The organism is Haloferax namakaokahaiae (assembly GCF_042663225.1).
In the GTDB taxonomy this organism is placed as follows: domain Archaea; phylum Halobacteriota; class Halobacteria; order Halobacteriales; family Haloferacaceae; genus Haloferax; species Haloferax namakaokahaiae.
In genome coordinates this window covers 90,774-112,795 of the sequence record NZ_JBHTAA010000001.1, presented here as the reverse complement: position 1 = coordinate 112,795, position 22,022 = coordinate 90,774, and the positions used below count along the sequence as shown (strand labels likewise).

The 22,022-nt window shown below is 61.6% G+C and carries 18 protein-coding genes and 2 tRNA genes; 5 read left to right on the top strand and 15 right to left on the bottom strand.

From position 1 onward, the window contains the following. Window positions 1-17: 17 nt before the first annotated feature. From ACFQJC_RS00625 to ACFQJC_RS00590, 8 genes are all read right to left on the bottom strand, one after another. Entirely contained in the window at window positions 18-437 is a 420-nt protein-coding gene (locus ACFQJC_RS00625) for a DUF8133 family membrane protein (protein ID WP_390221311.1), read from the bottom strand. Between the two features lie 305 nt (window positions 438-742). Further along, window positions 743-961 (bottom strand): TrmB family transcriptional regulator, encoded by a 219-nt coding sequence (locus ACFQJC_RS00620; RefSeq protein WP_390221310.1) that lies wholly within the window; start codon window positions 959-961, stop codon window positions 743-745. Between the two features lie 209 nt (window positions 962-1,170). After that, window positions 1,171-1,269 (bottom strand) — tRNA-OTHER (locus tag ACFQJC_RS00615). A 164-nt stretch (window positions 1,270-1,433) separates the two neighbouring features. Further along, window positions 1,434-3,281, bottom strand: a complete 1,848-nt coding sequence (locus tag ACFQJC_RS00610; protein WP_390221309.1) for an FAD-binding protein — start codon at window positions 3,279-3,281, stop codon at window positions 1,434-1,436. A gap of 25 nt (window positions 3,282-3,306) precedes the next feature. Beyond that, entirely contained in the window at window positions 3,307-4,191 is an 885-nt protein-coding gene (locus ACFQJC_RS00605; protein ID WP_390221308.1) for a succinate dehydrogenase/fumarate reductase iron-sulfur subunit, read from the bottom strand. Then, entirely contained in the window at window positions 4,191-4,562 is a 372-nt protein-coding gene (locus ACFQJC_RS00600) for a succinate dehydrogenase hydrophobic membrane anchor subunit (RefSeq protein WP_390221307.1), read from the bottom strand. The genes ACFQJC_RS00605 and ACFQJC_RS00600 overlap by 1 nt, the downstream gene beginning before the upstream one ends. Beyond that, window positions 4,562-4,957, bottom strand: a complete 396-nt coding sequence (sdhC, locus tag ACFQJC_RS00595; protein WP_390221306.1) for a succinate dehydrogenase, cytochrome b556 subunit — start codon at window positions 4,955-4,957, stop codon at window positions 4,562-4,564. The genes ACFQJC_RS00600 and sdhC overlap by 1 nt, the downstream gene beginning before the upstream one ends. A gap of 109 nt (window positions 4,958-5,066) precedes the next feature. Further along, window positions 5,067-6,092, bottom strand: a complete 1,026-nt coding sequence (locus ACFQJC_RS00590; protein ID WP_390221305.1) for a succinylglutamate desuccinylase/aspartoacylase family protein — start codon at window positions 6,090-6,092, stop codon at window positions 5,067-5,069. A 118-nt stretch (window positions 6,093-6,210) separates the two neighbouring features. Here ACFQJC_RS00590 and ACFQJC_RS00585 point away from each other — a divergent pair, with 118 nt between their 5' ends. From ACFQJC_RS00585 to ACFQJC_RS00570, 4 genes are all read left to right on the top strand, one after another. Then, entirely contained in the window at window positions 6,211-7,575 is a 1,365-nt protein-coding gene (locus ACFQJC_RS00585; protein ID WP_390221304.1) for a putative ATP-dependent zinc protease, read from the top strand. Between the two features lie 81 nt (window positions 7,576-7,656). Then, window positions 7,657-8,238 (top strand): DNA-3-methyladenine glycosylase family protein, encoded by a 582-nt coding sequence (locus tag ACFQJC_RS00580; RefSeq protein WP_390221303.1) that lies wholly within the window; start codon window positions 7,657-7,659, stop codon window positions 8,236-8,238. Between the two features lie 81 nt (window positions 8,239-8,319). Next, window positions 8,320-10,296: a 3-hydroxyacyl-CoA dehydrogenase/enoyl-CoA hydratase family protein gene (locus ACFQJC_RS00575; RefSeq protein WP_390221302.1), complete on the top strand. Its 1,977-nt coding sequence runs from the start codon at window positions 8,320-8,322 to the stop codon at window positions 10,294-10,296. A gap of 87 nt (window positions 10,297-10,383) precedes the next feature. After that, window positions 10,384-10,458 (top strand) — tRNA-Glu (locus ACFQJC_RS00570). A 328-nt stretch (window positions 10,459-10,786) separates the two neighbouring features. Here ACFQJC_RS00570 and ACFQJC_RS00565 read toward each other — a convergent pair. Then, window positions 10,787-11,116, bottom strand: coding sequence for a DUF7344 domain-containing protein (locus tag ACFQJC_RS00565; RefSeq protein ID WP_390221301.1), 330 nt, complete (start codon window positions 11,114-11,116; stop codon window positions 10,787-10,789). Window positions 11,117-11,525: 409 nt separating this feature from the next. Here ACFQJC_RS00565 and ACFQJC_RS00560 point away from each other — a divergent pair, with 409 nt between their 5' ends. Beyond that, window positions 11,526-11,957: a disulfide bond formation protein B gene (locus ACFQJC_RS00560; RefSeq protein WP_390221300.1), complete on the top strand. Its 432-nt coding sequence runs from the start codon at window positions 11,526-11,528 to the stop codon at window positions 11,955-11,957. Between the two features lie 28 nt (window positions 11,958-11,985). Here the strand turns inward: ACFQJC_RS00560 and ACFQJC_RS00555 are convergent, their stop codons facing one another. The 6 genes from ACFQJC_RS00555 to ACFQJC_RS00530 are packed head-to-tail and all read right to left on the bottom strand — an operon-like array spanning window position 11,986 to window position 21,695. Further along, window positions 11,986-13,458 (bottom strand): DASH family cryptochrome, encoded by a 1,473-nt coding sequence (locus ACFQJC_RS00555; protein ID WP_390221299.1) that lies wholly within the window; start codon window positions 13,456-13,458, stop codon window positions 11,986-11,988. A 55-nt stretch (window positions 13,459-13,513) separates the two neighbouring features. Further along, window positions 13,514-14,023: a DUF7344 domain-containing protein gene (locus tag ACFQJC_RS00550; RefSeq protein WP_390221298.1), complete on the bottom strand. Its 510-nt coding sequence runs from the start codon at window positions 14,021-14,023 to the stop codon at window positions 13,514-13,516. Window positions 14,024-14,031: 8 nt separating this feature from the next. Then, entirely contained in the window at window positions 14,032-16,038 is a 2,007-nt protein-coding gene (locus ACFQJC_RS00545; protein WP_390221297.1) for a SpoVR family protein, read from the bottom strand. Continuing rightward, a complete protein-coding gene (locus tag ACFQJC_RS00540; protein ID WP_390221296.1) occupies window positions 16,035-17,354 on the bottom strand; it encodes a YeaH/YhbH family protein in 1,320 nt (439 codons plus the stop codon). Before ACFQJC_RS00540 ends, ACFQJC_RS00545 begins: the two co-directional genes overlap by 4 nt. After that, the gene (locus tag ACFQJC_RS00535; protein WP_390221294.1) at window positions 17,345-19,621 is read right to left on the bottom strand and encodes a PrkA family serine protein kinase; all 2,277 of its coding nucleotides are present in this window, start codon (window positions 19,619-19,621) and stop codon (window positions 17,345-17,347) included. Before ACFQJC_RS00535 ends, ACFQJC_RS00540 begins: the two co-directional genes overlap by 10 nt. A gap of 1 nt (window position 19,622) precedes the next feature. Then, entirely contained in the window at window positions 19,623-21,695 is a 2,073-nt protein-coding gene (locus ACFQJC_RS00530; RefSeq protein WP_390221293.1) for a PrkA family serine protein kinase, read from the bottom strand. Between the last annotated feature and the right edge of the window lie 327 nt (window positions 21,696-22,022).

The window sequence follows — 22,022 nt, the reverse complement described above, 5'->3', positions numbered from 1 at the left end:
TTCCCAAACAGAACCCCCTATCGCCGTCCACTCGGTGGTCGAACCCGAATCAAGAGAAGCGACCCCGGAACACCGAGGACGAGCGCACGAAACGGGTTGTGCTTGATGACGATATCCGGGTCCAGCGGCTCTGCCTGGAGGTCGGTGATTCGGAGACACGAGTAGTAGACGGTGATGTGGGTGACGACGTACGCGAACGTCGCCGGGACGATAATCGGGTAGTGGATACCAGCCATCGTGAGCCCTTCGAACAAGAACGCACAGAGCGCCGAGATAGAAAGCAGGTTACCGAGTTGGAGTGTAATCCCCGTCAACGCGGTAATGGCGGTGTCGAACGTCGAAGCACCGTACGGCGTGTACGTCAGCGCAGTCACGACTGCGACGGCTCCGAGGAGAAGCCCCGCAATCAGCACCGTGACCGCGTACACGTACTCCATTAACTTCGCTACTGACTCCACGAGGTTCTTGAATTTAGTATTACCCCTGCTGTTATCGAAGAAGAAAATTAGACGAAAATCCGACTAGAACGGAGAATGTGGGGCGAACCGGCTTTCGTACCAGTTCTCGGGCGCGATACTGGCCCACCTCGACGAGACGGAGACTTATTTCCACTCGCTGCGACGAGAGGGTATGAGTAAATCCGACCAGTTCATGCTCGCTGCATCGTTGCTCATCTTCGCAGCCATCGTCCTCGGCCTGTTGCTGGCGTTCGTGTGACGGGGCCTCCTGCGCGCTTGAGTGACTACTGCGCGACGTGGTACTGTTCTGCGTGCTGCTGGACTAAGCCACGCTTCGAGAGCGTCTTGAGGATGCTGTAGAGAGAGATTTTCTTCATCGAGAGACCCGATTCCAGTTCGGTGATAGACGCGCCGTCGTGCGTCGTGAGATAGAGGTAGACGAGTTTGGCTGTCGGCGAATTCAGCTCCGAGGGAACCGTCGTATGTTGAATCGTCTGCTGCATAGTTGTTATCGACTTCTTGACTTCGACGATAATAAAACCCTCTTTCAACGATTGTCGAATAGTGTATAATCCATAGAGGGAACCTGAACTACTCGAATTCGAGCAAATCGTTCTGTTCGTCACGAACGTACATGCGAGAAAAACACGGGTGTATCGGGAGCGACTTTCGACGAAAGACGAAGCGGGACAGAACGGGGACGAACGCGGGATGGAAGGGGCGGGAGTCGAACCACGCGAAGCCATTGAAAACCACCGGATCGGCCTCGAAAGGCCACTGCCGGTGTGCTCTACCACTGAGCCACCCTTCCAGCCATTGCTAGGGCGTGATTCATGAAATAGCCGTTGGTCAGTCCGGTTCGCGGTCGGTGACTCTCACCGATGACCGGCACTCGGTTGGGCCACGGGTGGGCCGTTCGACACAGTGCTGTCGCTCGACTTCGCGGCCCAGCGTCGAAGAAAAGAGATGTCGAGCTTAGTAGCTCCGAATCTTCGGCTCGTACGTCTTGTTCTCGCCTTCGAGGATGACGGGCTTGTACCAGAGTTCCGGCTTGCCGTCGTTCCACGAGAGCATCGTGTGCTTGAGCCACTCTTCGTCGCGTCGCTCTTGGTAGTTCTTGCGCCAGTGAGCGCCGCGGAACTCCTCGCGGGCGAGTGCGCCGACGGTGATGGCTTCGGCGAGGTCGAGGATGTTGCGCGTCTCCAGCGTCTGGAGCAAGTCCGTGTTGAACGTCCGGGACTTGTCGCCCACGTAGACGTCCTGGTAGAGGACGCGAGCCTCACGGATATCCTTGAGTGCCTGCTTGAGGCGACTCTCCTCGCGGAACACGTTCACGTTGCGCGTCATCGACTTCTGGACGCGTTCGCGGACTTCGGCGTGTTGGACGCCCTCGTTCTTTTCGAGGAGCGAGTCTATCATCTCGCGCTCCGATTCGACGGCGCGTTGCATCGCTTCGTCGCTCGCTGCGGCAGTACCGGAGTCGGCAGCAGCACCTCCATCCGCGACGACGTCTTCGCCGATGCCCGCTTCGCCGAGTTCGACCGGCGTCTCGACCTCTGCGAGTTCGAAGTCGCCGACCTTCCCGGTCGTGATTTTCGGCTCGCCGAGGTCTTTGCCCGCGGCGTGTTCGCCGGCGCGACGGCCGAAGACGATGAGTTCGGGGAGCGCGTTACCGCCGAGGCGGTTGCCACCGTGGACGGAGGCACAGGCACACTCACCGACGGCGTAGAGGTCGGAGATACACGTCTCGCCGTGTTCGTCCGTCTCGACGCCACCCATCGCGTAGTGCTGGCCGGGCTTGACCGGCATCGGTGCTTCGAGCGGGTTGACGCCCTCGAAGTCTTCCGAGAGGTGGATGATGTTTTCGAGGCGGTCCAGAATGCGCTCTTCGCCGAGGTGACGCATGTCGAGGTGGACGTACTCGTCCTCGATACCGCGGCCGTCGTCAACTTCGGTCTGTTCGGCACGAGAGACGACGTCGCGCGAGGCGAGTTCCCCGGCGTTGTTCGCGTAGCCGTACTCGAACATGAAGCGTTCACCCTCCTTGTTGTAGAGGATGCCACCTTCTCCGCGGACACCCTCGGAGATGAGAACACCCGTCGAAGGGAGCGTGGTTGGGTGGAACTGGATGAACTCCATGTCCTCGATGGGCGCGCCGGCGCGGTAGGCCATCGCCACGCCGTCGCCTGTGTTGGCGACCGCGTTCGTGGTGTGGTCGTAGACCTGTCCGAGACCACCCGTAGCGAGGATGACGCCGTTGCGGGCTTGGAAGCCCTCGACCGTGCCGGACTGCACGTCGTAGGCGACGATGCCGTGGCACGAGCGGTCCTCTGGGCGTTCTTCGTCGGAGACGACGAGGTTGGTCACGTGCCACTCGTCGTAGACTTTGATGCCGCGCTTGACGAGTTGCTCGTACATCGTGTGGAGCAACTGGTGGCCGGTCTCCGCGCCCGCGTAGGTCGTACGCGGGAACGAGAGGCCACCGAACGGGCGCTGGCTGACACGGCCGTCCTCTTCGCGCGAGAACGCCATGCCCCAGTGTTCGAGCTGAATGGTCTCTTTCGGACTGTCCTTACAGAGGGTTTCGACTGCCGGGGCGTCGCCGAGGTAGTCGGACCCCTTCATCGTGTCGTATGCGTGGTCCTCCCACGAGTCGGCCTCGCGGAGTGCGGCGTTGATGCCGCCCTCGGCCGCACCGGTGTGACTGCGAACCGGGTGCAGTTTGGACACGATAGCCACGTCGGCTCCCTCCTCGTGTGCCGCAATCGCCGCGCGGAGGCCCGCGCCACCCGCGCCGACGACGATTACATCGTGTGTGTACATGATTGAATTGTGATTGTGTGGTCGCTTACCAGAACTTCAGGTTGTTCTTGATCGCTTCGCGCTTGATCTCCTGAATGTGCTCGGTGAGCGGGATGTCCTTCGGACAGACCTCGGTACAGGAGAACTGGGTCTGACAGCGCCAGACGCCGTGTTCCTGTTCGAGGATTTCGAGGCGGCGCTGTTTCATGTCCTCGCCCTCGCGCTCGTCCATCGCAAAGCGGTAGGCCTTGTTGATGGCGGCGGGACCGAGGTACTCGTTGTCGCCAGCGGCGATGTTACACGAGGACATACACGCGCTACACCAGATGCAGCGCGTGGACATCTTGACCTTCTCGCGGTTCTCGCGGGACTGTCGCTGTTCGTCGAGTTCGCCCTCTGGGAGCGAGTTCGTCTGGAAGAACGGCTCGACGGCTTCCATCTGGTCGTAGAAGTGCTCCATATCGACGACGAGGTCTTTGACGACTTCGGCGTGCGGGAGCGGTTCGATACGAACTGGCTCGGAGAGGTCCGACAACTGGGTCTTACACCCGAGTCGCTGCGACCCGTTGACGAACAGTGCGTCGGAGCCACAGATCGCCTGTCGGCACGAGTGGCGGAACGTCAGCGACGAGTCGTAGTGGTCACGCGCCCACATGAGGGCGTCGAGCACCGTCATTCCCTGCTTGTAGGGGACGTAGAACTCGTCGAAGCGGGGTTCCTGTTTCCCTTCGACTTCGGGGTCGTAGCGGAAGACCTTGAGGTGGTACGTGTCGTCCTTCGAGCGTGCCTTCTCTTCGGCTTCCGCTTCGCGCTCTTCTTGGATGCGAGCGGCGCGTTCGCGCTTTTTCGCCTCGCGCTTTTGTTGTCCCGCGGGGACGACTTCGGCGGACGATTCTTCCTCTTCTGTTTGCTTCGGAACTTGCGTACTCATTAGATCGGAACACCTCCAGCCCACGCGAGTGCCGTCCGGACGCCCTGCACGATGAGGACGATGCTGGCGAAGCCGAGGATGGCCTGCACAGCGCGCTTGCGGGTCCCGGAGAGACCCTGATTGACGAGCGCGTTGTAGACGCCGTTGACGCCGTGGAACGTCGCGGTGACGAGGAACAGAATCATCAGCGAGAAGTACGTCAACTGCTCCATTCGCGCCTGCGAGAGGGCGAAGGTCACTTCGTCGGCGTGGTAGACGAAGTGGAGCAGGAAGAAGTGGAACGCCAACACGATGACGAGGAACGCGGCGGTGAGGCGCTGCCACAGCCACCGGCGTCCACCTGGCTTGAAGGACGTGTATCGTTCTGCCATTAGATGCTCACCCCCGACAGGAAGGTCGGAACGCTCGCAATGACGATGACACCCGTGAGCATCAGCGAGGCGTAGAAGCTCTTGTCCTGTGCTTCCAGGCCAACGCCGAGGTCAACGAACAGGAGTCGCAGTCCGTTGAGGATGTGGAACACCGCCACTGCGAGCAGTCCAACTTCGAGAATTCGAACGATAAGCAGGCTCTCCAGCGCCTGAATCGTGGTCGTGTACGGCGCCGCGCCCGAGAGGGCCGTCGATAACACGGCAATATGGGTGAAAAGGTAGCCCACAAGCACCCAGCCGGTGAACTTGTGGAATATCCAGGCCCACATGCCAGCCGAAAACTCCCGCCATCGGCCGAAGTCTTCGATGAGCCCCCGATTGTAAGACTGACTCATACTCCTGTGCAGGTCAGGACCGGGATGCTATAGTATTTACGTGTACGTCCCAGCGTCACTGTCAGCAAAAATCGCCGCACAGGGTGTGTTCTTGACCGCAGTGTCTGTTTTAAATGGGCGTTTCGCTGCTCGGCGACTGTTCTCGTTCCACGACGCGTCGCACGTTGTCTTTCAGTTCGACGAGGTGGCACAGCGGGTTTCCGGGGTAGACGACCGGGTTTTCGAGCACCCCGACGAGCAGACCCGTAAACGGTGCTTCGACGTTCACGTTGTCGTCTTTGAACGGGTTCGTGATGGTACAGATTCGGTCGCCCTCGTGGACGAGCGCGCCTCGGTCGTGGTGCATATCGACGATACCACCCGCATCTGCTCGGAGCCACGTCTTCTCGTTCTCGTCCGAGATGACCGTCCGCCAACCGGGCCAGTTGACCGTCGAGGTCTCGCGGAGACCGTACTCCGCGAAGACGCTCTCGACGCCCGCGAGCGCTTCGTCGATGAGTTCGCGCTGAAATCGGTGTGCCTCGCCCATCTCGACGGTGATAGCCGGCGTGCCCCGCGCCGACGTTTCGGTTCGGAGCATCCCGTCCGCGCCGGAACTGTCGATGATGACGTGCGACCCGAAGGCGTTGGCGAGTCGCGCGACCGCGGGGTCGGTCATATCCGCCCGGACGTGGAGCATGTTGGTTCGCCCGCGCGTGGACGTGTGGAAGTCGATGCCGAGGTCGCACGGCGCGATGAAGTTCTGGTAGATACGGTGTGCCATGCGCTTTGCGCCCGTGGAAGTTTCCGACCCGGGGAACGAGCGATTCAAGTCGCGGTCGTAGATTGGGAGGTATCGCTGTTGGGCGAGAAACGCGGGAACGTTCAACACCGGCATGCAGACGAGCGTGCCGGCGAGGTCGGCGAGGTCCCACTCGTAGGCGACCTCGCGGACGACTTCGATGCCGTTCAGTTCGTCACCGTGCGCCGCCGCAGAGAGAAATACCGTTGGCCCACCTCGTTCGCCGTTGATGATCGTCACGGGGATACGAACCGGGTCGCCGAGATAGGTCTCGGAGATACCGTAGCGGATATCTTGGGTTTCGCCCGGCTCGACCCTGCCCCCGTTGAAGGTGAAGGCCTCGTTGTCGGCCATGCCACACGATAGGAGTCGAGTGTTATAAACTGTGGCAGGAAATCGCGGGACATCGAGAACCCCAAACACGGCGGCGCGTGACCGTCACGCCTTTGAAACCAGGCAGATATCACATAGTATGTCCACCAACAACGGCGACGCAGTACGCGTCGGGGTGCTTTCGCTGCACAACAGCAAGGAGACGAAGGCTATTCTCAATGCTGTCGAGGATTTAGGCCACGAACCGGTGTGGCTCCGACAGGAGAACACGGCGGTGAATATCAGAGACGGAGAGGTGACAGTCGAACCCGAGGTGGACATCATTGCGAATCGACTCTTACTTTCGAACACCGAAGAGCCGGCGGAGTTGCTCGGTCTTGCGACGACGTTCAACCGCATCCGACCGATGCTCAACGAACCGGACGCCGTCCTGACGGCGGTCCACAAGTTCGCCACGGCCGCGACGCTGGCCAACTGGAACATCAAGACGCCGGACGCACTGCTCGCGCTCTCGAACGACCGACTGAACCAGGGCCGCGAGCAGTTCGGCGAGGTCGGCGTCTACAAGTCGGCCATCGGTACGCACGGCGGTGGCACGTGGAAGGTTGACCTCACCGAGCCCGTCAACCCGAAAGTCGGGAAACGACAGGCGTTCTTGCAGAAACTCATCGACCGCGACGACGAGAAACACCGCGACCTGCGCGTCTACATCGTCGGCGGCGAAATCATCGGTGCGATGTACCGCTACGCCCCCGAGGGCGACTGGCGGACGAACGTCGCACTCGGCGGCGACGTGCTCAACGCAACCGACGAACTTCCCGACGAGGCCAAAGAGACCGCACTCTACACGGCCGACGTGATGGGTCTCGACTACGTCGGCGTGGACCTCGTCGAAGGCGACGACGGTTGGTTCGTCCTCGAAGCCAACCCGACCGCCGGGTTCAAAGGTCTCTACAAGGCGACGGGCAAGAGTCCGGCACCGTACATCGCAAAACTCGCTATCGAGAGCGTCGGCGGTGCGGTTGACGACGAGCGCGTCGAAGAACTCGCGGCCACGCTCGACGACTCGACGCCCTCGTGTCTCCCGGCGGAGTCGCCCATCCGCGACGGCGAATCGCCGCTCATCGGCTACATCGAGGAAGTCGTCGTCAACGGGACCAGCGGCTCCCAGCAGGCGCTCGCAAAGTCAGACACGGGTGCGACCCGGACGAGCATCGACACCAGCCTCGCCGCGGAAATCGGCGCGGGTCCCATCAAGAGCATGACGCGCGTCAAGTCCGGGAGCCTCAAGCGCGGCAAAGCCCGCCCCGTCGTGGACCTCGTCATCGGTATCGGCGGCACCCAGCACACGGTCACCGCGAGCGTCGAAGACCGCTCGCACATGGACTACCCGCTCCTCCTCGGCCGCGACATCCTCCAGCACTACCGCGTGGACGTTCGCCGCCGTGTGGACGGTGACGCCCGCCGCGACGAAGACGACGAAGAAGAAGAACTGCTCGAATAACGCGAGTCCGCTGTCGGCACGGTATTTTTTGGACCGGCTTCGACGCCGGTGTTTTTCTCGGGGCCACGAGTAGAGTCGCCCATGAGCGAGGACGCCTATCAGGCACTCAAAGCTGACCCACACCTCGGACCAGTCGTCGAATCGCACGGCCCGATGGAACTCGAAGCCTCGTCGGAGCCGTTCGAACGACTCGTCGTCTCCATCGTCAACCAGCAACTCTCCACGTCGGCGGCCGCGACGATTCGTGACCGCATGTTCGACGCGGTGACGGTCACACCCGAGGGAATCCTCGCAGCAGACATCGCGGTGCTCCGCGACTGTGGTCTCTCCAAGCAGAAGACCGAGTACGTCCGCAACGTCGCCGAAGCGTTCCAGGACGGGCTCTCTGCGGACGACCTGCACGCGATGTCCGACGACGAGGTCATCGAGTCGCTGACCGAGATTCGCGGCGTCGGCGTCTGGACGGCCAAGATGTTCCTCATCTTCGTGCTCGCGCGCGAGGACGTCTTCCCGGTCGAAGACCTCGGCATCCGCCGCGGCATGGAGAAGGTGTTCGGACTCGAAGCCGATTCGCAGACCCGCGGCGAGTTGCGCGAGCGGGCCGAGCCGTGGCACCCGTATCGAAGCTATGCGAGTCGCTATCTGTGGCGCGCGGTGGACTGAATTCTCGACTCTAAACTTAGCAGGAGTTTACATTTCACTCAGGGGAAATGTTGAAACCAATGCACACTGTAACGTTCATCCATGAAGGTAGACGATATCAACACCATCACCGTTCTTGGCGCGGGCAACATGGGCCACGGCATCGCCGAAGTGGCCGCCCTCGCCGGATACGATGTTGTCCTCCGCGACATCAAAGACGAGTTCGTCCAGAAAGGCTACGAGCAAATCGAGTGGTCGCTGAACAAACTCGCCGAGAAGGACCAACTCACGCAGGACGAGGCCGACGCCGCGTTCGACCGCGTGACGCCCGTCGTTGACCTCGGCGAGGCGGTCGCCGAAGCCGACGTGGTCATCGAGGCCGTCCCCGAGAAGATGTCCATCAAGAAGGAGGTGTACACGGAACTCGAAGCGAACGCCCCCGACCACACGATTTTCGCTACCAACACCTCCAGTCTCTCCATCACGGAACTCTCGGAAGTCACCGACCGACCCGAGCGCTTCTGCGGGATGCACTTTTTCAACCCGCCGGTCCGCATGGCACTGGTCGAAGTCATCTCGGGCAAGCACACCGACGACGAGACGCTCGACGTCATCGAGGACCTCGCAGAAGAGATGGGCAAGACGCCCGTTCGCGTCCACAAGGACAGTCCCGGCTTCATCGTGAACCGCATCCTCGTCCCCCTCATGAACGAGGCGGCGTGGATCGTCGAGTCCGGTGATGCCACCGTCGCCGAAGTCGATTCCACGACCAAGTACGACATGGGTCTCCCGATGGGGTCGTTCGAACTCGCCGACCAGGTCGGCATCGACGTGGGCTATCACGTCCTCGAATACATGCACGAAGTCCTCGGCGACGCCTACGAACCGTGCCCGCTCCTCTCCGAGAAAGTCGAGGAGGGCAACCTCGGCAAGAAGACCGGCAAAGGCTTCTACGACTACGAGTCCGGCGAGGGCGCGCACGTCCCCCACGGCGAAGGCAGCGAATCGGTCAAGAACCGCCTGCTCGCCGTCATGGCCAACGAAGTCGCCGGTCTCATCGGCAACGACGTCGCCGGTCCGAAGGCGATCGACCGCGCGGTCATGCTCGGCGCTGGCTTCCCCGACGGTCCCGCGAAGATGGCCGACGCCACGGGACTGGAGACGCTCGTCGAGACGCTCGACGGCTTGTTCGAAGAAACCAATGCCGCACGGTACGACGCCGTCGAGTACCTCCGCGAGCGCGCCGACTCGGGCGCTGGCTTCTACGACGACGACTCCGACGAGGGCGACGACTACGAGTTCGAGAACCTCCTCGTTGACGTGCGCGAAGGCGTCGGTCACATCACGCTCAACCGCCCGCACCGCCTCAACACTATCAGCACCGACCTGATCGACGAACTCGGCGAGCTAATCGACATCCTCGATGACGACGACGAGGTTCGTGCAATCCTCCTCACCGGTGCCGGTGACAAGGCGTTCTCCGCTGGAGCAGACGTGACGAGTGTCGCTGCGAGCGGCCCGGATGCGATTACTGGCACCGAACTCTCTCGAAAAGGCCAGCACACCTTCGGGAAACTCGAAGAAGTCGAGATGCCAGTCGTCGCCGCCATCGACGGGTTCTGTCTCGGTGGCGGGATGGAACTCACCATGTGCGCCGACCTTCGAGTCGCCTCGGAGCGCTCGGAGTTCGGCCAGCCCGAGCACAAACTGGGTCTCATCCCCGGATGGGGTGGCTCGGTCCGCCTCCAGCGAATCGTCGGTATGGGTCGCGCAAAGGAGATTATCTTCACTGCCGAGCGCTACGACGCCGAGGAGATGGCCGACTTCGGCTTCGTCAACGAAATCTTCGAGAACGAGGACTTCGTGGACCAGGCGTTCGAGTACGCCAAGAAGTTCGCACAGGGGCCGCCGATTGCCCAACGTTACACCAAGCGCGCTATGCAAAGTGGCTGGGACGACACAGACGCTGGGCTCGAAGTCGAGGCACAGGCCTTCGGACTGGTCTTTACCACGTCTGACCTGATGGAAGGCATCGCCGCGTTCACGAGCGACCGCGACCCCGAGTTCAAAGGCGAGTAATCGCTACCCGTGAGTGGGTCTCTCACTCGAAGCCGTGGCGGAACGCAACGTTTAATTTAATCCGGCGGTCACTCGTGAATGCAGTTGGCTCGGTTGGTGTAGTCCGGCCAATCATCTTGGCCTTTCGAGCCGAGGACAGGGGTTCAAATCCCCTACCGAGCACTCTTCTGAGGAACAACGTGACGAAGAAGAGCGCGCAGTGTAGGGATTTGAATCAGGGAGCGAAACGAGCGTAAGCGAGTGGAGCGACTGAGGTTCAAATCCCCTACCGAGCATTTCTCTGCTGAACTACCTTCCAAGCGACCGCTGTGCGTGTCGCTTGGACTGTGAAGCTGTGAATGCGAAAATAGGGATTTGAATCAGGGAGCAACTCGTTGCGAGTGACGTTCACGCGAGCAAAGCGAGCGTGAGTACGTGAGACGACCGTCTCACAGCGTTCAAATTCCCTCCCGATCCTCTTTCAAAAACCACTGCCCTCCCACCCCCAAACTCACACCCGTCTGTCGTCTTGCTCGGCGAGCATCTCTAACAGCGGAACCACCGCTTCGAACCGTTCCCCGCGACGAATCGAACCGCCATCTCTGTCCCAATCGATAAAGCCAGCAGTGTCGAGTTTCGGGAGGTGGACGTGGTAGAGTTGCAGACTGAGGATATCGGGGTCAGTCTGTTCGCCTAACACCGGTGTCGAACAGAACTCTCCGGAGAGTTCGCCGTCTTCGGCTAATCGATAGAGGACTCGCCGTCGGTATTCGTGGCCCAGTGCGTCGAACGCCTCGTTCAGGAGTTCGTCGTGGTCGGTGAGTGATTTGAGGGATGGCATGAGTGCAACTTCGGGTCAAATAGACGACACGTAGGAGTATAAATCGAATGGGCGAAGTGTGTATGAAAGTGGGAAATTGAGCTAAATAGGATGGTCCGGTGGGGCTGAATTCGGCACAACGTTCATTACACGTGCCGCCACCCGTTCATACGCACCGGTTCGGTGTATGGTCGTTCTGTGCCCGAGTAGGCACGATGGCGTCGGTCGTCGGTCGTCCCCCGACGGCACGGCGCTGTTCTCACACACTGAGCGACTGCTGGGTGGTCGCTGGATTTATTTTGTCGGCAGTGTCGTCTCTGTCTATCGTGCACGCTGGAACGCACACCCGAGGCACACGCAACCGCAGGTCGGCCACTGGGACTGAATCGAGCGCCGCCACACGACCGACGCGCCACCCACGGAGGACTCGATGACCGACAGGACGCGAGCACTCCTCGGTGCCGCGACGCTCGTCGCGCTCGCGGCGACCAGCGGCAGTCTCTACTTCAGTCTCGGACTGGGACTGATGCCGTGTGACCTCTGTTGGTACCAGCGCATTCTGATGTACCCACTCGTCGTCGTCCTCGGCGTCGCCGCCGTCGAAGACCGGGAGGCGGTGTGGAAGACGGTGCTTCCGCTCTCGCTCGGCGGCGTCGCACTCGCGGGGTACCACACCTATCTACAGGTCGCACCCGGCGCGACCTGTACGGTCGGCGGCCCGTGTACGAGCATCCAGTACGAGATGCTCGGCGGCCTACTCACCATCCCGCGCCTCTCGCTTATCGCCTTCGTGCTCATCACGTTCCTGCTCGTGGGTGTCGTCTTCCTCGGTGGCGACGGCAACGACGCGTGGGGCGTCTGAGCGGTTCTCGACTCCAGTCACGCGCTCGTTATCGCAGTTTCTCGTACGACGCTTCGAGTTCGACCATCGGTTCCGGATAGTCCACACCCAACTGGACTCCGTAGTCGGCTCGTTCCTCTGGAGTCAGTCTCCACGGCGCACGAGCGGACGCCGGCGGAAGCGCGTCGAGTTCCGGCAGCCAGTGTTTGATGTACGCCGCATCGGGGTCGTACCGCTTTGCTTGCTTGTTGATGTTGAAGTAGCGGTCCCGCGAGTCGTTGCCGACCCCGGCGATGTAGGCCCAGTTGCCGTAGTTCACCGCCGGGTCGTAATCGACTAACTGCGTCTCGAAGTAGGCCGCACCGCGCCGCCAGTCGAGCCGGAGGTTGTTGGCGAGAAACGACGCGGCGTTCTGCCGACCCCGATTCGACATGTAGCCCGTCTCGTTCAACTCGCGCATGTTGGCATCGACGAACGGAATCCCAGTCTCACCGGCGGTCCAGCGCTCGAACTGCGCCTCGTCGTCACGCCAATCGATATCGGTTCGGTGGCGAATCCCTCCCTGCTGGAAGAAGTCGCCGCCGTGTTTGGCGAACTGAAACTGGAAGAAGTCGCGCCAGCGAAGTTCGAACGTCAGCCAGTAAGTCGAGTCGTTCTTCACCCGGGCGTCCTCGTAGCGCTCGACCTCGGATTGGACGTAGCGAGGCGACAGACAGCCTTCGTTGAGCCACGGCGAGAACTTCGAAGAGTAGTCGGCACCGAGCATCCCGTTTCGCGTCTGTTTGTACTCGCGGAGGTGGTCGCCGTCCCAGATGTACGATTCGACGCGTTCGAGGGCCGCACTCTCGCCGCCGTCGAAGGGGAGGACAGATTTGGCAGGCGGAGCCGGAAGTTCAGAGTCCGCCGAAAACGACGGGTCGAGGTCGGAGGGGTCGGGAATCGCGCCCGATTCGGGTGCATCACTGGGAAGCGACGGAATCGCAGGTGTGTGGAGTGGTTCGCGCATCGGGACGCCCTGTTCGACGGCGTTGCGGAACGTGGTGTACGTGTCTGGCAGGTCCCTGTAGTCCATCGGCAGGTCGTCGAGGTGGGTGAGCGTGTGGCCCCAGTAGCGTCGGGCGTCGATACCAGCCTCGACGAGGGCGTCTTTGACTGCCGTTTCGACCTGCAACTCCTCGGTCGTCGGCCACGTGTGCATCGTCACGAAGTCGGCATCGACCGCGGTGGCGAGTTCGGGGACGACGTGTTCGGGTCTCCCGACCCGGACGAGGAGGTCAGTGCCGTGGTCTCTGAGTGCGTCACGGAGAGCGGCGACCGATTCGAGACGGAATCGGAGGCGATGCGGTCCCGTCTTTCTGAACTCGAAGCTCTCGCTCCCGCCGTACGGTCGGGTGCCGTAGTCTCGGGGGTCGAAACAGTAGACTGGGACCGCGTTGTCGGCGGCACAGGCTTCGACCAGTGCCTCGTTGTCGTGCACTCGTAGGTCGCGGCGGAACCAGACGAGCGACGTTGTGTGAGACATGCGCAGCGGCGCTTAGGAACGGGTGTACTTGAGTTGCGTGGCGAAAATAGGGACCCTACCAGCGACGTGGTCCCGCGGTGAGTTCCGCACCAGTGACCGCGGTTGCGACGACGAGCGCGATGACGGCGATGAGTCGCGGGTCGATGCTCGTGATGACCGGCACCTGCATCCAACTCCCGAGGACGAGCACGAGACCGATGAGACAGGCGACGAAACTCATCGCGGCGAGCGCGCCGACCGGCGGGTCGTCGAAGTAGACGTCGAGTTCGTCCGCTCGTGACCCCAGTGTCACCTCTTTTTGCACTGAGTCGTAGGAGACGATGTGAAGCGCGTCGAGCTTCGGCAGGTGCGTCTGGTGTAACGAGATGTAGACGCTCTGGCGGACGTTCTTCGGCGGCGGCGACTCGCCCGATTCGACTTCGGCGATGTGTTCTGCGAGCGTGCCGACCGACTGCGAACTCACCTCGTCGCGGAGTTGTTCGAGCACCAGTCTTCGCCGCTCGTTCCTGAGCACGTCGTGGACGACGGCGTCGTCGAGCGGCGACGGTGTCGCTTCACTCGCCATCGGCCCACCTAGAGCCACTCCTCGGGCTTGGTGTCGTAGTCAACGTCGCTGGCGGCGATACGGGCTTCGAGTTCCGGTTCGAGGTCGTGTTCGTCGAATCCGTCTCCGTCGTAGCGGATTCGAATGCCTCGTTCTGTCGGCGTCGGTTCGCGCCCGCGGCGGCGGGCGACTTCGACTTCGTGTTCGTCGAACTCCTTGGTGATGGTCATCAGGTTGACCGGCCGCCCCCACAGGTCGTAGAGGCGTTCGAGCACGCCTCGGGCCTGCTTCATATCGAGGATGACGCCGTTGTACTGGTGGCCGAGCAGGAGTTCACCGCGGTTGTCGAAGTTGCCGTCGTAGACGACGACGGTCGGCTTGCCGAAGTTGGTGAACTGGAACAGGAGTTTCTTTTTGACCTGTTCGTACTCGGTCGAAGAGACGTGGAACTGCCGCGACGACCGGGAGTACTCGTAGGCGAAGTAGTGATTCGTGCGGACGAACTCGTCGGTCAGGAACGCGTCGAGGAACGTCACGTCGTTGTGGCTCTCTCGAATCTCGCGCATGCGGTCCCAGCCGGCGGTCTTGTCCACGTCTGCGAGCGCCTCCTCGACGCTGTCGTACACTTCGTCGTCGAACATGTACCGCGAGAGCTGTTCGAGTTCGGAGCGTCGAATCCGCCGGACGAAGCCGCGGTTCTGCGGCTTGACCAGTGAGAAGTGGCGCTCGGCCATCCCCTCGTAGCTGAGGACTTTCCACGGGAACCGGTCTACGTCAATCGACTCGTCGCCCGAGAGCGCGCGGTCGAGCATCTCGTGGTCGATTCGCGGGTCGTCCGCGCCGAGGTCGGCGAGCTCGTCGAGCGTCTCGGAACGCACCGAATGGATAGCGGGGTCAGTTTCGAGGAGTTGCTGTACCTCCTCGAAGTCGATGGCCTCGCTGAAGTTCCGCCACGTGATACCCTTGACGCGGAGCAGTTTGTCCGCGACTTCGGCGCGGTTCGTCACGTTCTCGATGTACTCCCACAGCTCTTTGCCGAGTTTGTAGGGGTTGAGACCGGGCGACCCGAGGACTTTGGACTGGTGGTCGGCGTAAGTGATGAACTCGTCAGTCCCCGCGAAGTGCTCGTCGCCCATCATGAGCGACTCCCAGTAGGCCGCCCAGCCTTCGTTCATGACCTTCGTCATCTTCTGGGCGGCGAAGTAGTAGGACTCCTCGCGGAGCATGTCGAGTACGTCCTTCTGCCACGGTTCCATCTCGACTGCCTTCTCCGACTCCTCGTCGTAGTACATCCCGTGTTCGCGCAGGTACGCGAGGATGTCCTTCCGGGGGGCGGTGAGCTTCGCGGCTTCGCGCTCTGCCTCCTCAACCTGGTCGAGCCACTCCTCGTCGAACACCTCGCGCCGCACGTCGTCGGAGATGTTCAGACTGTCCAGTTGCGAGCGAACGTCGCGCGGGATGCGCTCGTCGTCGCCCGCGACGGCGTCACGAATCGACCGGTGTTGGTCGATGTTGTCTTCGAGACAGAGCACGGCGTCGATGAATCGCTCGACGTCTTCACGGCTGATTTCCGGGTCCTGAATGTAGCGTTCGATGGTCTCGGCGTGCTGTTCGAGCATCGCCGCCGCGTTCAGTCCCTCCTCCGAGAACAGCCCGAACCACTGGTTGTTCTTGAAGAAGTCCGAGTGGGCTTCGACGTGGGTGATGACGGCCTTCTGGTCGGCCAGCGAGTTGGACTCCTGGAGGAAGGCGTTCGACGGGTCGTCGTTGTTGACGATTTCGAACGCCTTGCCCATGCCGAACTGGTCGGTCTTGCGCTGGCGGTCGTAGGTCATCCCCCACCGCCAGTGTGGGTAGCGACGCTGGAAGCCGCCGTAGGCGATGAGTTGGTTCATCTCGTCGTAGTTGACGACCCAGTAGTTCACGGGATAGGGGTCCAACCCGAGTTTCTTGGCGAGCGCGCCCGCTTCGCGGACGGGTTCGGCGAGGCGCGCGGCCTCTTTTTGTGCGTCTCTGCGGTGTTTTCTGAAACTCATTCTGCGGTCGCCTCCGTGCTGAGGATTTGGTAGATGGCCTCGATGACGTCGTCCGGCGTGGAGACGTACGCGACGACGACGTTGTCTTCGTCGCCGAGGCTCCGTTCGACCTCCTCGGCGTGCGTTGCGTTGATGGCGGTGCCACCGGGCTGAGTCTCCACGTAGGCGTGGAGGTTCGCCTCGATTTGCTCCATCTTCGGGATGACACGCTCTTTCGTGTCGTTCGAGGAGTTCTCGGAGTCGCCCGCGGCGAAGACGTAGCGGTTCCAGTCGCGCCACGGGTAGCGCTCTTCGAGAATCTCGGCGGCGAGTTCGTAAGCGGACGAGATGCGCGTCCCGCCGCCCGAGCGGATGCCGAAGAACTCGTCGCGTTCGACCTCCCACGCCTCCGCGTCGTGGGCGATGTAGACGAACTCGGCGTGGTCGTACTTGCCGGTCAAGTACCAGTCGAGCGGGGTGAACGTGCGTTCGACGAGTTCGCGCTTCGTCTCGCGCATCGACCCCGAGACGTCGCGGATGTTGACGACCACGACGTTCGATTGCTTCTTCTCGATAATCTCGGGGTGACGGTAGCGCTCGTCCTCGCGGCGGAACGGAATCTCCTTCAGCCCGTCGCGGCGGATGCGCTGGACCGTCGTCGTTCGCTCGACGTTCTGTTCCATCTCCTCGAAGGAGGCCCACTTGTCGAGTTCGTCCTTGGGGATGCGCGTCCACTCGTCGTCGATCCACGTGAGCGAGACGAGGATGTGCTGGTCGCGGCACCAGTGGTAGACCTGTTCGGGCGTCGTGCCCTCGACTTTCATCGCCTCGCGGACGAACTCCTCGTCGAAGTCCATCGCCAGTTTGCGCTTGAGACCCTCTTTGAACAGGCGCTCGAAGTCGAGCGTGCTGTGCGGGCCGACGCGAGTGATGTCGGTGAAGTCCCCTTCGACTTCCTCGATGACCTCCTTGCCCTTCGGTTCGAGTTCGAGACCGAGTTCTTCGTCCAACGCTTCGGCGAACTGCTCGGGGTCCATCTCGTAGTACTCGTGTTCGGCCCCCTCTTCGCCGGGTTCGCCCTCGTCACCCTCGCCGGGTGCCGGTTGCGGTGGGCCGACGGGTTGACCCACGTCTGGGGTCCCGCCCTGTCCCTGTCCGACGCCGCCCATGTCGAGACGGTCGTATTTGAACTCCGGGAGGTTGACCACCTTGATTGGTATCTTGATGTCTTTCGCGCCCGACGCGCCGAGGTCACCGTACGAGATGAACTCTTTGAGGTCTTCGCGGCGCTCTTCGCCGACTTCACGGAATCGTTCGAGGTCTTCTCTCAGTCCCACGTGTGGCTCACCTCCTTCATGACGGCGCGACTGGTGAGTTCGGCCGACGCCGCGGTGTAGCCGCGGGCTTTCATCTCCTCGATGGTTCGTTCTTTGACGCGCTCGGTCTCGGTGTTGGTCGGCGGGTCTTCCCACTGCCGGGGGTCGAGGTCGCCGAACAGGCGGCGCACGTCGTCCCAATCGTGGGTCTCCAAGACGGTCTTGATGACCGGAATCTCCGTCAGGTCCACGTTCGAGATGGTAAAGCCCTCGTCGCGGTTCTCCCACGCGTAGCGGTTGAGCGCGGTGATGACCTTCTCGTTGCGGAAGGCTTCGACGTCCTCGGAGGGCGTGTTGCCCGAGTACTCGTCTTCGTCGAACCGGCCGAGGTGCTCGGTCTCGAACAGTTTCATCAGCAACGGGTCGGGGTCGATACGACCGTGTTCCGTCTCGATTTGGTCGTCCGAGGCCCACGCGAAGACGTGTTCGACGTACTCGGCGACCGTCTCGCGCTGGACGACCTTGTCGGCGAGCAGCGCGTCGAGCACGTCCGCCTCCTGTCTGTCGAAGATGTACGATTTGACCATGGCGATGCGACTCTCGTACTCGGAGGCCTCGCCGCGCGAGAACACCGGCGCATCGGAGAGTTCGTTCGCCATCGCGTCGAGCACGTCCGTCGGCATGACCACCGCGGCGACGTCGAGTGTCTGGTGGTGTCTGTCCGGGCGCTCGTGGAGTAAGTCGGCTATCACGTCGCGGGTGAACGTCACCGGGATGCCGTGGGTGCCGTCGGTCTCACCTTCGAACGTGAACTCCGAGATATCCCGTCGCTCGTCGCCGGACTGGAGATAGCCGCGGTCGAACAGCATCGCTTTCTCGACCAGCGAGAACTCCATGTCTGGGTCGCGCGGCAGGTCGTCGGAATCTAATCGAGTGACGACGCTGTAGAGCGCCGCCGCCTCGACGGTGTGCGGTGCGAGTTCGCGGAGGTGCACCGCACCCGGCCCTTCGCGGACGTCGAGTGCGATTGCTTCTGCGACTCGTTCGTACACGGTTTCGGGGTCGTCGGTCCAGACGCTCGTCTCGTTGGTCAACTCCCGTCGGATGAGTTCGGCTTCGAGCGAGACGTTCGTCAGGTAGCGGAACTCGTGTTTGTTCAGCCGACGCTTGAGGGCCTTCAGCGGGTCGCGTCCGTTTCTGTCGGCGAACTTGTCGAGTTCCACGTCGAGGTCGGGGTTCGAGATGATGACCAACTGGGTGTCGATGTCCATCCCGATTCCCTTGTCGAGTTTGACGTGGCCCTCGTCGGGGACGTTGAGCAACTTCTGCAAGAGGTCGGCGTGCTGGGTGGCGTCCTCGACGATGGTGAGGAGGCCGTTCCCCTGCGAGAGCACGCCGTCGTAGCTGAACGCTTGCGGGTTCTTTCGCCCCCGAGAGTTCAACTCCCGGAGCATGCTCGGCATCCACGACCCGACGAGGCGCTCTTTCGGCGACCCGTCGTCCTCGGAGTGAAGGACGCCGATGCCGCGGCCGACATCGACGACGTAGTTCTTCACCCGGAGGTGTTTGGGGTCCGAGACCGACGAGAACAGGTCTTGTTTCCCGTTTCTGCGGTACATCTCTTCGAGGAAGTTGTACGCTTCCCGGCAGAACGGGTCGAGTTCTTCGTCCACATCGACGTCGATGTCCGTCCCGTTGGTTCGGTTCAGGTCGGAGAGCAGGCGCTTTCGAACGTCAGCGGGGAACACCGACAGCGGGTGGGCTTGGACGGGACTCTCGTACCAGTCCTCCTCGCGTTCGGACTCGACTTCGCCGCCGTACGACAGCCCTCGGGTGTCGGCCGCGTTGACGATGTTCCACTCGACGGTGTATCGGCGGCCGGCGTCCGTCTTCGAGTACTCGCGCAGGCCGTTGATGAGACAGCGCTTGAGTTCGGACTTGCCAGTCGCGGTCGGCCCGTCGAACCAGATTATCTTCTCTGCTTTGCCGCGGTCGGCGGCGATGGTTCGGAGGTCGTCAACGAAGGCGTTGAGGATGTCCGTGTTGCCGAGGACGGCGTGCTCGCCGTCGTTCGACGGGTCGTCGAAGAAGCGATAGCGAGCCTTCTCTTCGCCCTCTTCGACCACGGTTCGAGTCCCCATCGACTCGATTGCTTCGAGGAGGTACTTCGACGCGTGTGAGGCGATGGAAGGTGACCTGAACGACGCTTCGACGTATTCGGCGAGGCTCATCGGTTCCTCGTAGGTGCCGCGAAGAACCTCGTCCGCGTCGTGGATGTAGTCGTGCATATCAGGCTTCCAGTTCGCTCTTGGCCACCTCCGCGCCAGCGAACTCTAACACCTCTCGGGCACCGTCGCGCGAGTATCCCTGTTCGACGAGCGCATCGACCCACGTGCTTCGTTCGTCGTCGTCCAGTTCGTTGGCACTCACGAGTGCCGAGAAGTTGATGTTGTGCTTCTTGTCTTCCCAGAGTTTGCGCTCTAAGGCGCGGCGGAGGCGGTCGTTGTCTTGCGGGTCGAAGGAGGTTCCCTCGCGCGCACGGCGCGAGACCCAGTTGGAGACTTCCTGTCGGAAGTCCTCTTTGCGGTCTTCGGGGATGTTGAGTTTCTCTTCGACTGCGCGCAGGAACTTCTCGTCGGGGTCTTGGTCGCGGCCGGTGAGTTCGTCCTCGACCGTCGCATCGTCGATGTAGGCCATGACGTGGTCCATGTACTTCTCGCCCTGCCGGCGAATCTCGTCGATGTCGTAGGCGAGGGCGTGGCGCACGTCCTCGATGGCGCGCTCTTTGTACTCTTCGCGGACCATCTCGAGGTAGCGGTGGTAGCGCCCGAGGTTCTCTTCGGGTATCGACCCGTGGTTTTCGAGGTTCTCTTCGAGGTGCGTGAACGACGACAGCGGCGAGAGGTACTTTCTGCCGCGGTGGGTCGAGTCCATGATGGCCTCGGCTATCTCGTCGCCGATGAACCGGGCGGAGACGCCGTCCATGCCCTCGGCGATGTCGGCTTTCGCCTCGCCCTCCTCGCGGAGTTTACGAACGTCGATGTCGTCGCCGTCGTCCAACTCGCCGTTGTAGGCTTTCGCCTTCTGGACGAGCGTGATGGTGTCCGAATCGGGTTCGGTGATGCGCGTGAGCACGCCGAACAGGCCGGACATTTCGAGGGTGTGTGGCTCGACGTGAATGTCCGGAACGTCGGCGTTGCGGAGCATCTTCCGGTATATTTCGGCTTCCTGCTCGTATTCGAGGACGTACGGGAAGTCGATTCGTTTCGTCCTATCGTTGAACGCCTCCATCTTCTCGTCGCCTTTCTTCTCGCGGTACTCGGGCATGTTCGTCCGCCCCACGATGACCTGGTCGATGTCGATTCGCGGGTTGTTCTTCGGCTTGATAGTCTGCTCCTGCGAGGCGTGCAGGAAGTCGTAGAGGAACTCGCGCTGGAGTTTCAGCAGTTCCTCGCCGGAGAAGATGCCGCGGTTGGCGTTACAGAACGCGCCCGAGTAGTCGAACGCGCGGGGGTCTGACTCGCCGTAGACCGCGAGTTTCGAGTAGTTGACGTCGCCGGTCAACTCCGTCTCGTCCTGGTTCTTCTTGTCCTTCGGTTCGAAGGTCTCGACACACTGTCGCTTGTTCTCGGAGGCGACGAGTCGAATAATCTCGATGTGGTTTTCGAGGACGGATTCGAGGTCGTCGTCGTAGTGTGCGAGCAACCGGTCCATGTAGAACTCCGAAGCGGGGTCGAGCGCCTGGTCGTTCCTGATGGTGTACGGAGCCTGTAGGTTCTCGTTCAACCCCTCGATGACGATATCGCGCTGTTCCTGCGGAAGCAACACGATTGGGTCCTGATTCATCGGCGACTTGACCACGTTGTCACCGGGGTCTTGGTCGCGGATGATGTCACACAGGTTCGTCCATCGGAAGGTGTACATCCGGCCTTCGTCGCGCATGGTGAAGTCCTCGAAGTAGCGTCGAGACAGCCAGTCGAAGTGCGACTTGCCTGAACCGACCGGTCCCAAGAGGAGTTTGATGCGCTTTTCGGGGCCGAGGCCGCGAGCCCCTGATTTCACCTTGTTGACGAATTCGTGTATCGACTCGTGCACTTCGCGGCCGTAGAAGACGTTCTCCCCGTCGTGCAGGGGGTCTTCTGACGCCATGAGGTACTCCACGACGCCCGCATCTTCGTCATAGCGGGTGCCATAGAAGTCGAACATATCCGCCACGCGTTGGTGGGCGTTACGAGCAATCTTCGGGTCTTCGTAGACCTCTTCCAAGTACCACTCGAAGCTGTTTGCTTCTCTGAGGTCGGCGGGAACCGAATCCCGGTAATGCTTGCTGAGGTCTGCGAGTGTTTCCATTTCGCCGTTCATTGTTCGTGGAGCCTCGTTGGACCATCCGTCCGGAGACGGGGGCGACGGACCTGCGAACGCAGGTCGCAGACGACGCCAGAACACCCATTTCCCGGCCGTGTCGGCCGATAGGAGTGCCCGGAATCGTCGCCGTGCTACACGCTCACAACAACACTACGGCAGGCGACAGAATCGGCGGTTCACGTATGACAGTGTGCGACACGACTCGCTCGGTCCGGTGACCGAGACTGTTCCTCAATGAGAGACGTTAGCATATAACGCTTTCTGCGACTACGGTCAGTTTGTTGACCAAAATATCGTCTGTTCCACATAGATACCGAACCGTTT

Excerpts from the sequence above, each read along its gene's own strand:
- ACFQJC_RS00620 (WP_390221310.1), bottom strand. The coding sequence starts at position 961 with ATGCAGCAGACGATTCAACATACGACGGTTCCCTCGGAGCTGAATTCG.
- ACFQJC_RS00545 (WP_390221297.1), bottom strand. The coding sequence starts at position 16,038 with ATGAGTTTCAGAAAACACCGCAGAGACGCACAAAAAGAGGCCGCGCGC.
- ACFQJC_RS00590 (WP_390221305.1), bottom strand. The coding sequence starts at position 6,092 with ATGGCCGACAACGAGGCCTTCACCTTCAACGGGGGCAGGGTCGAGCCG.
- ACFQJC_RS00600 (WP_390221307.1), bottom strand. The coding sequence starts at position 4,562 with ATGGCAGAACGATACACGTCCTTCAAGCCAGGTGGACGCCGGTGGCTG.
- ACFQJC_RS00610 (WP_390221309.1), bottom strand. The coding sequence starts at position 3,281 with ATGTACACACACGATGTAATCGTCGTCGGCGCGGGTGGCGCGGGCCTC.
- sdhC (WP_390221306.1), bottom strand. The coding sequence starts at position 4,957 with ATGAGTCAGTCTTACAATCGGGGGCTCATCGAAGACTTCGGCCGATGG.
- ACFQJC_RS00535 (WP_390221294.1), bottom strand. The coding sequence starts at position 19,621 with ATGCACGACTACATCCACGACGCGGACGAGGTTCTTCGCGGCACCTAC.
- ACFQJC_RS00550 (WP_390221298.1), bottom strand. The coding sequence starts at position 14,023 with ATGGCGAGTGAAGCGACACCGTCGCCGCTCGACGACGCCGTCGTCCAC.
- ACFQJC_RS00585 (WP_390221304.1), top strand. The coding sequence starts at position 6,211 with ATGTCCACCAACAACGGCGACGCAGTACGCGTCGGGGTGCTTTCGCTG.
- ACFQJC_RS00575 (WP_390221302.1), top strand. The coding sequence starts at position 8,320 with ATGAAGGTAGACGATATCAACACCATCACCGTTCTTGGCGCGGGCAAC.
- ACFQJC_RS00625 (WP_390221311.1), bottom strand. The coding sequence starts at position 437 with ATGGAGTACGTGTACGCGGTCACGGTGCTGATTGCGGGGCTTCTCCTC.
- ACFQJC_RS00560 (WP_390221300.1), top strand. The coding sequence starts at position 11,526 with ATGACCGACAGGACGCGAGCACTCCTCGGTGCCGCGACGCTCGTCGCG.
- ACFQJC_RS00605 (WP_390221308.1), bottom strand. The coding sequence starts at position 4,191 with ATGAGTACGCAAGTTCCGAAGCAAACAGAAGAGGAAGAATCGTCCGCC.
- ACFQJC_RS00530 (WP_390221293.1), bottom strand. The coding sequence starts at position 21,695 with ATGAACGGCGAAATGGAAACACTCGCAGACCTCAGCAAGCATTACCGG.
- ACFQJC_RS00580 (WP_390221303.1), top strand. The coding sequence starts at position 7,657 with ATGAGCGAGGACGCCTATCAGGCACTCAAAGCTGACCCACACCTCGGA.
- ACFQJC_RS00555 (WP_390221299.1), bottom strand. The coding sequence starts at position 13,458 with ATGTCTCACACAACGTCGCTCGTCTGGTTCCGCCGCGACCTACGAGTG.
- ACFQJC_RS00565 (WP_390221301.1), bottom strand. The coding sequence starts at position 11,116 with ATGCCATCCCTCAAATCACTCACCGACCACGACGAACTCCTGAACGAG.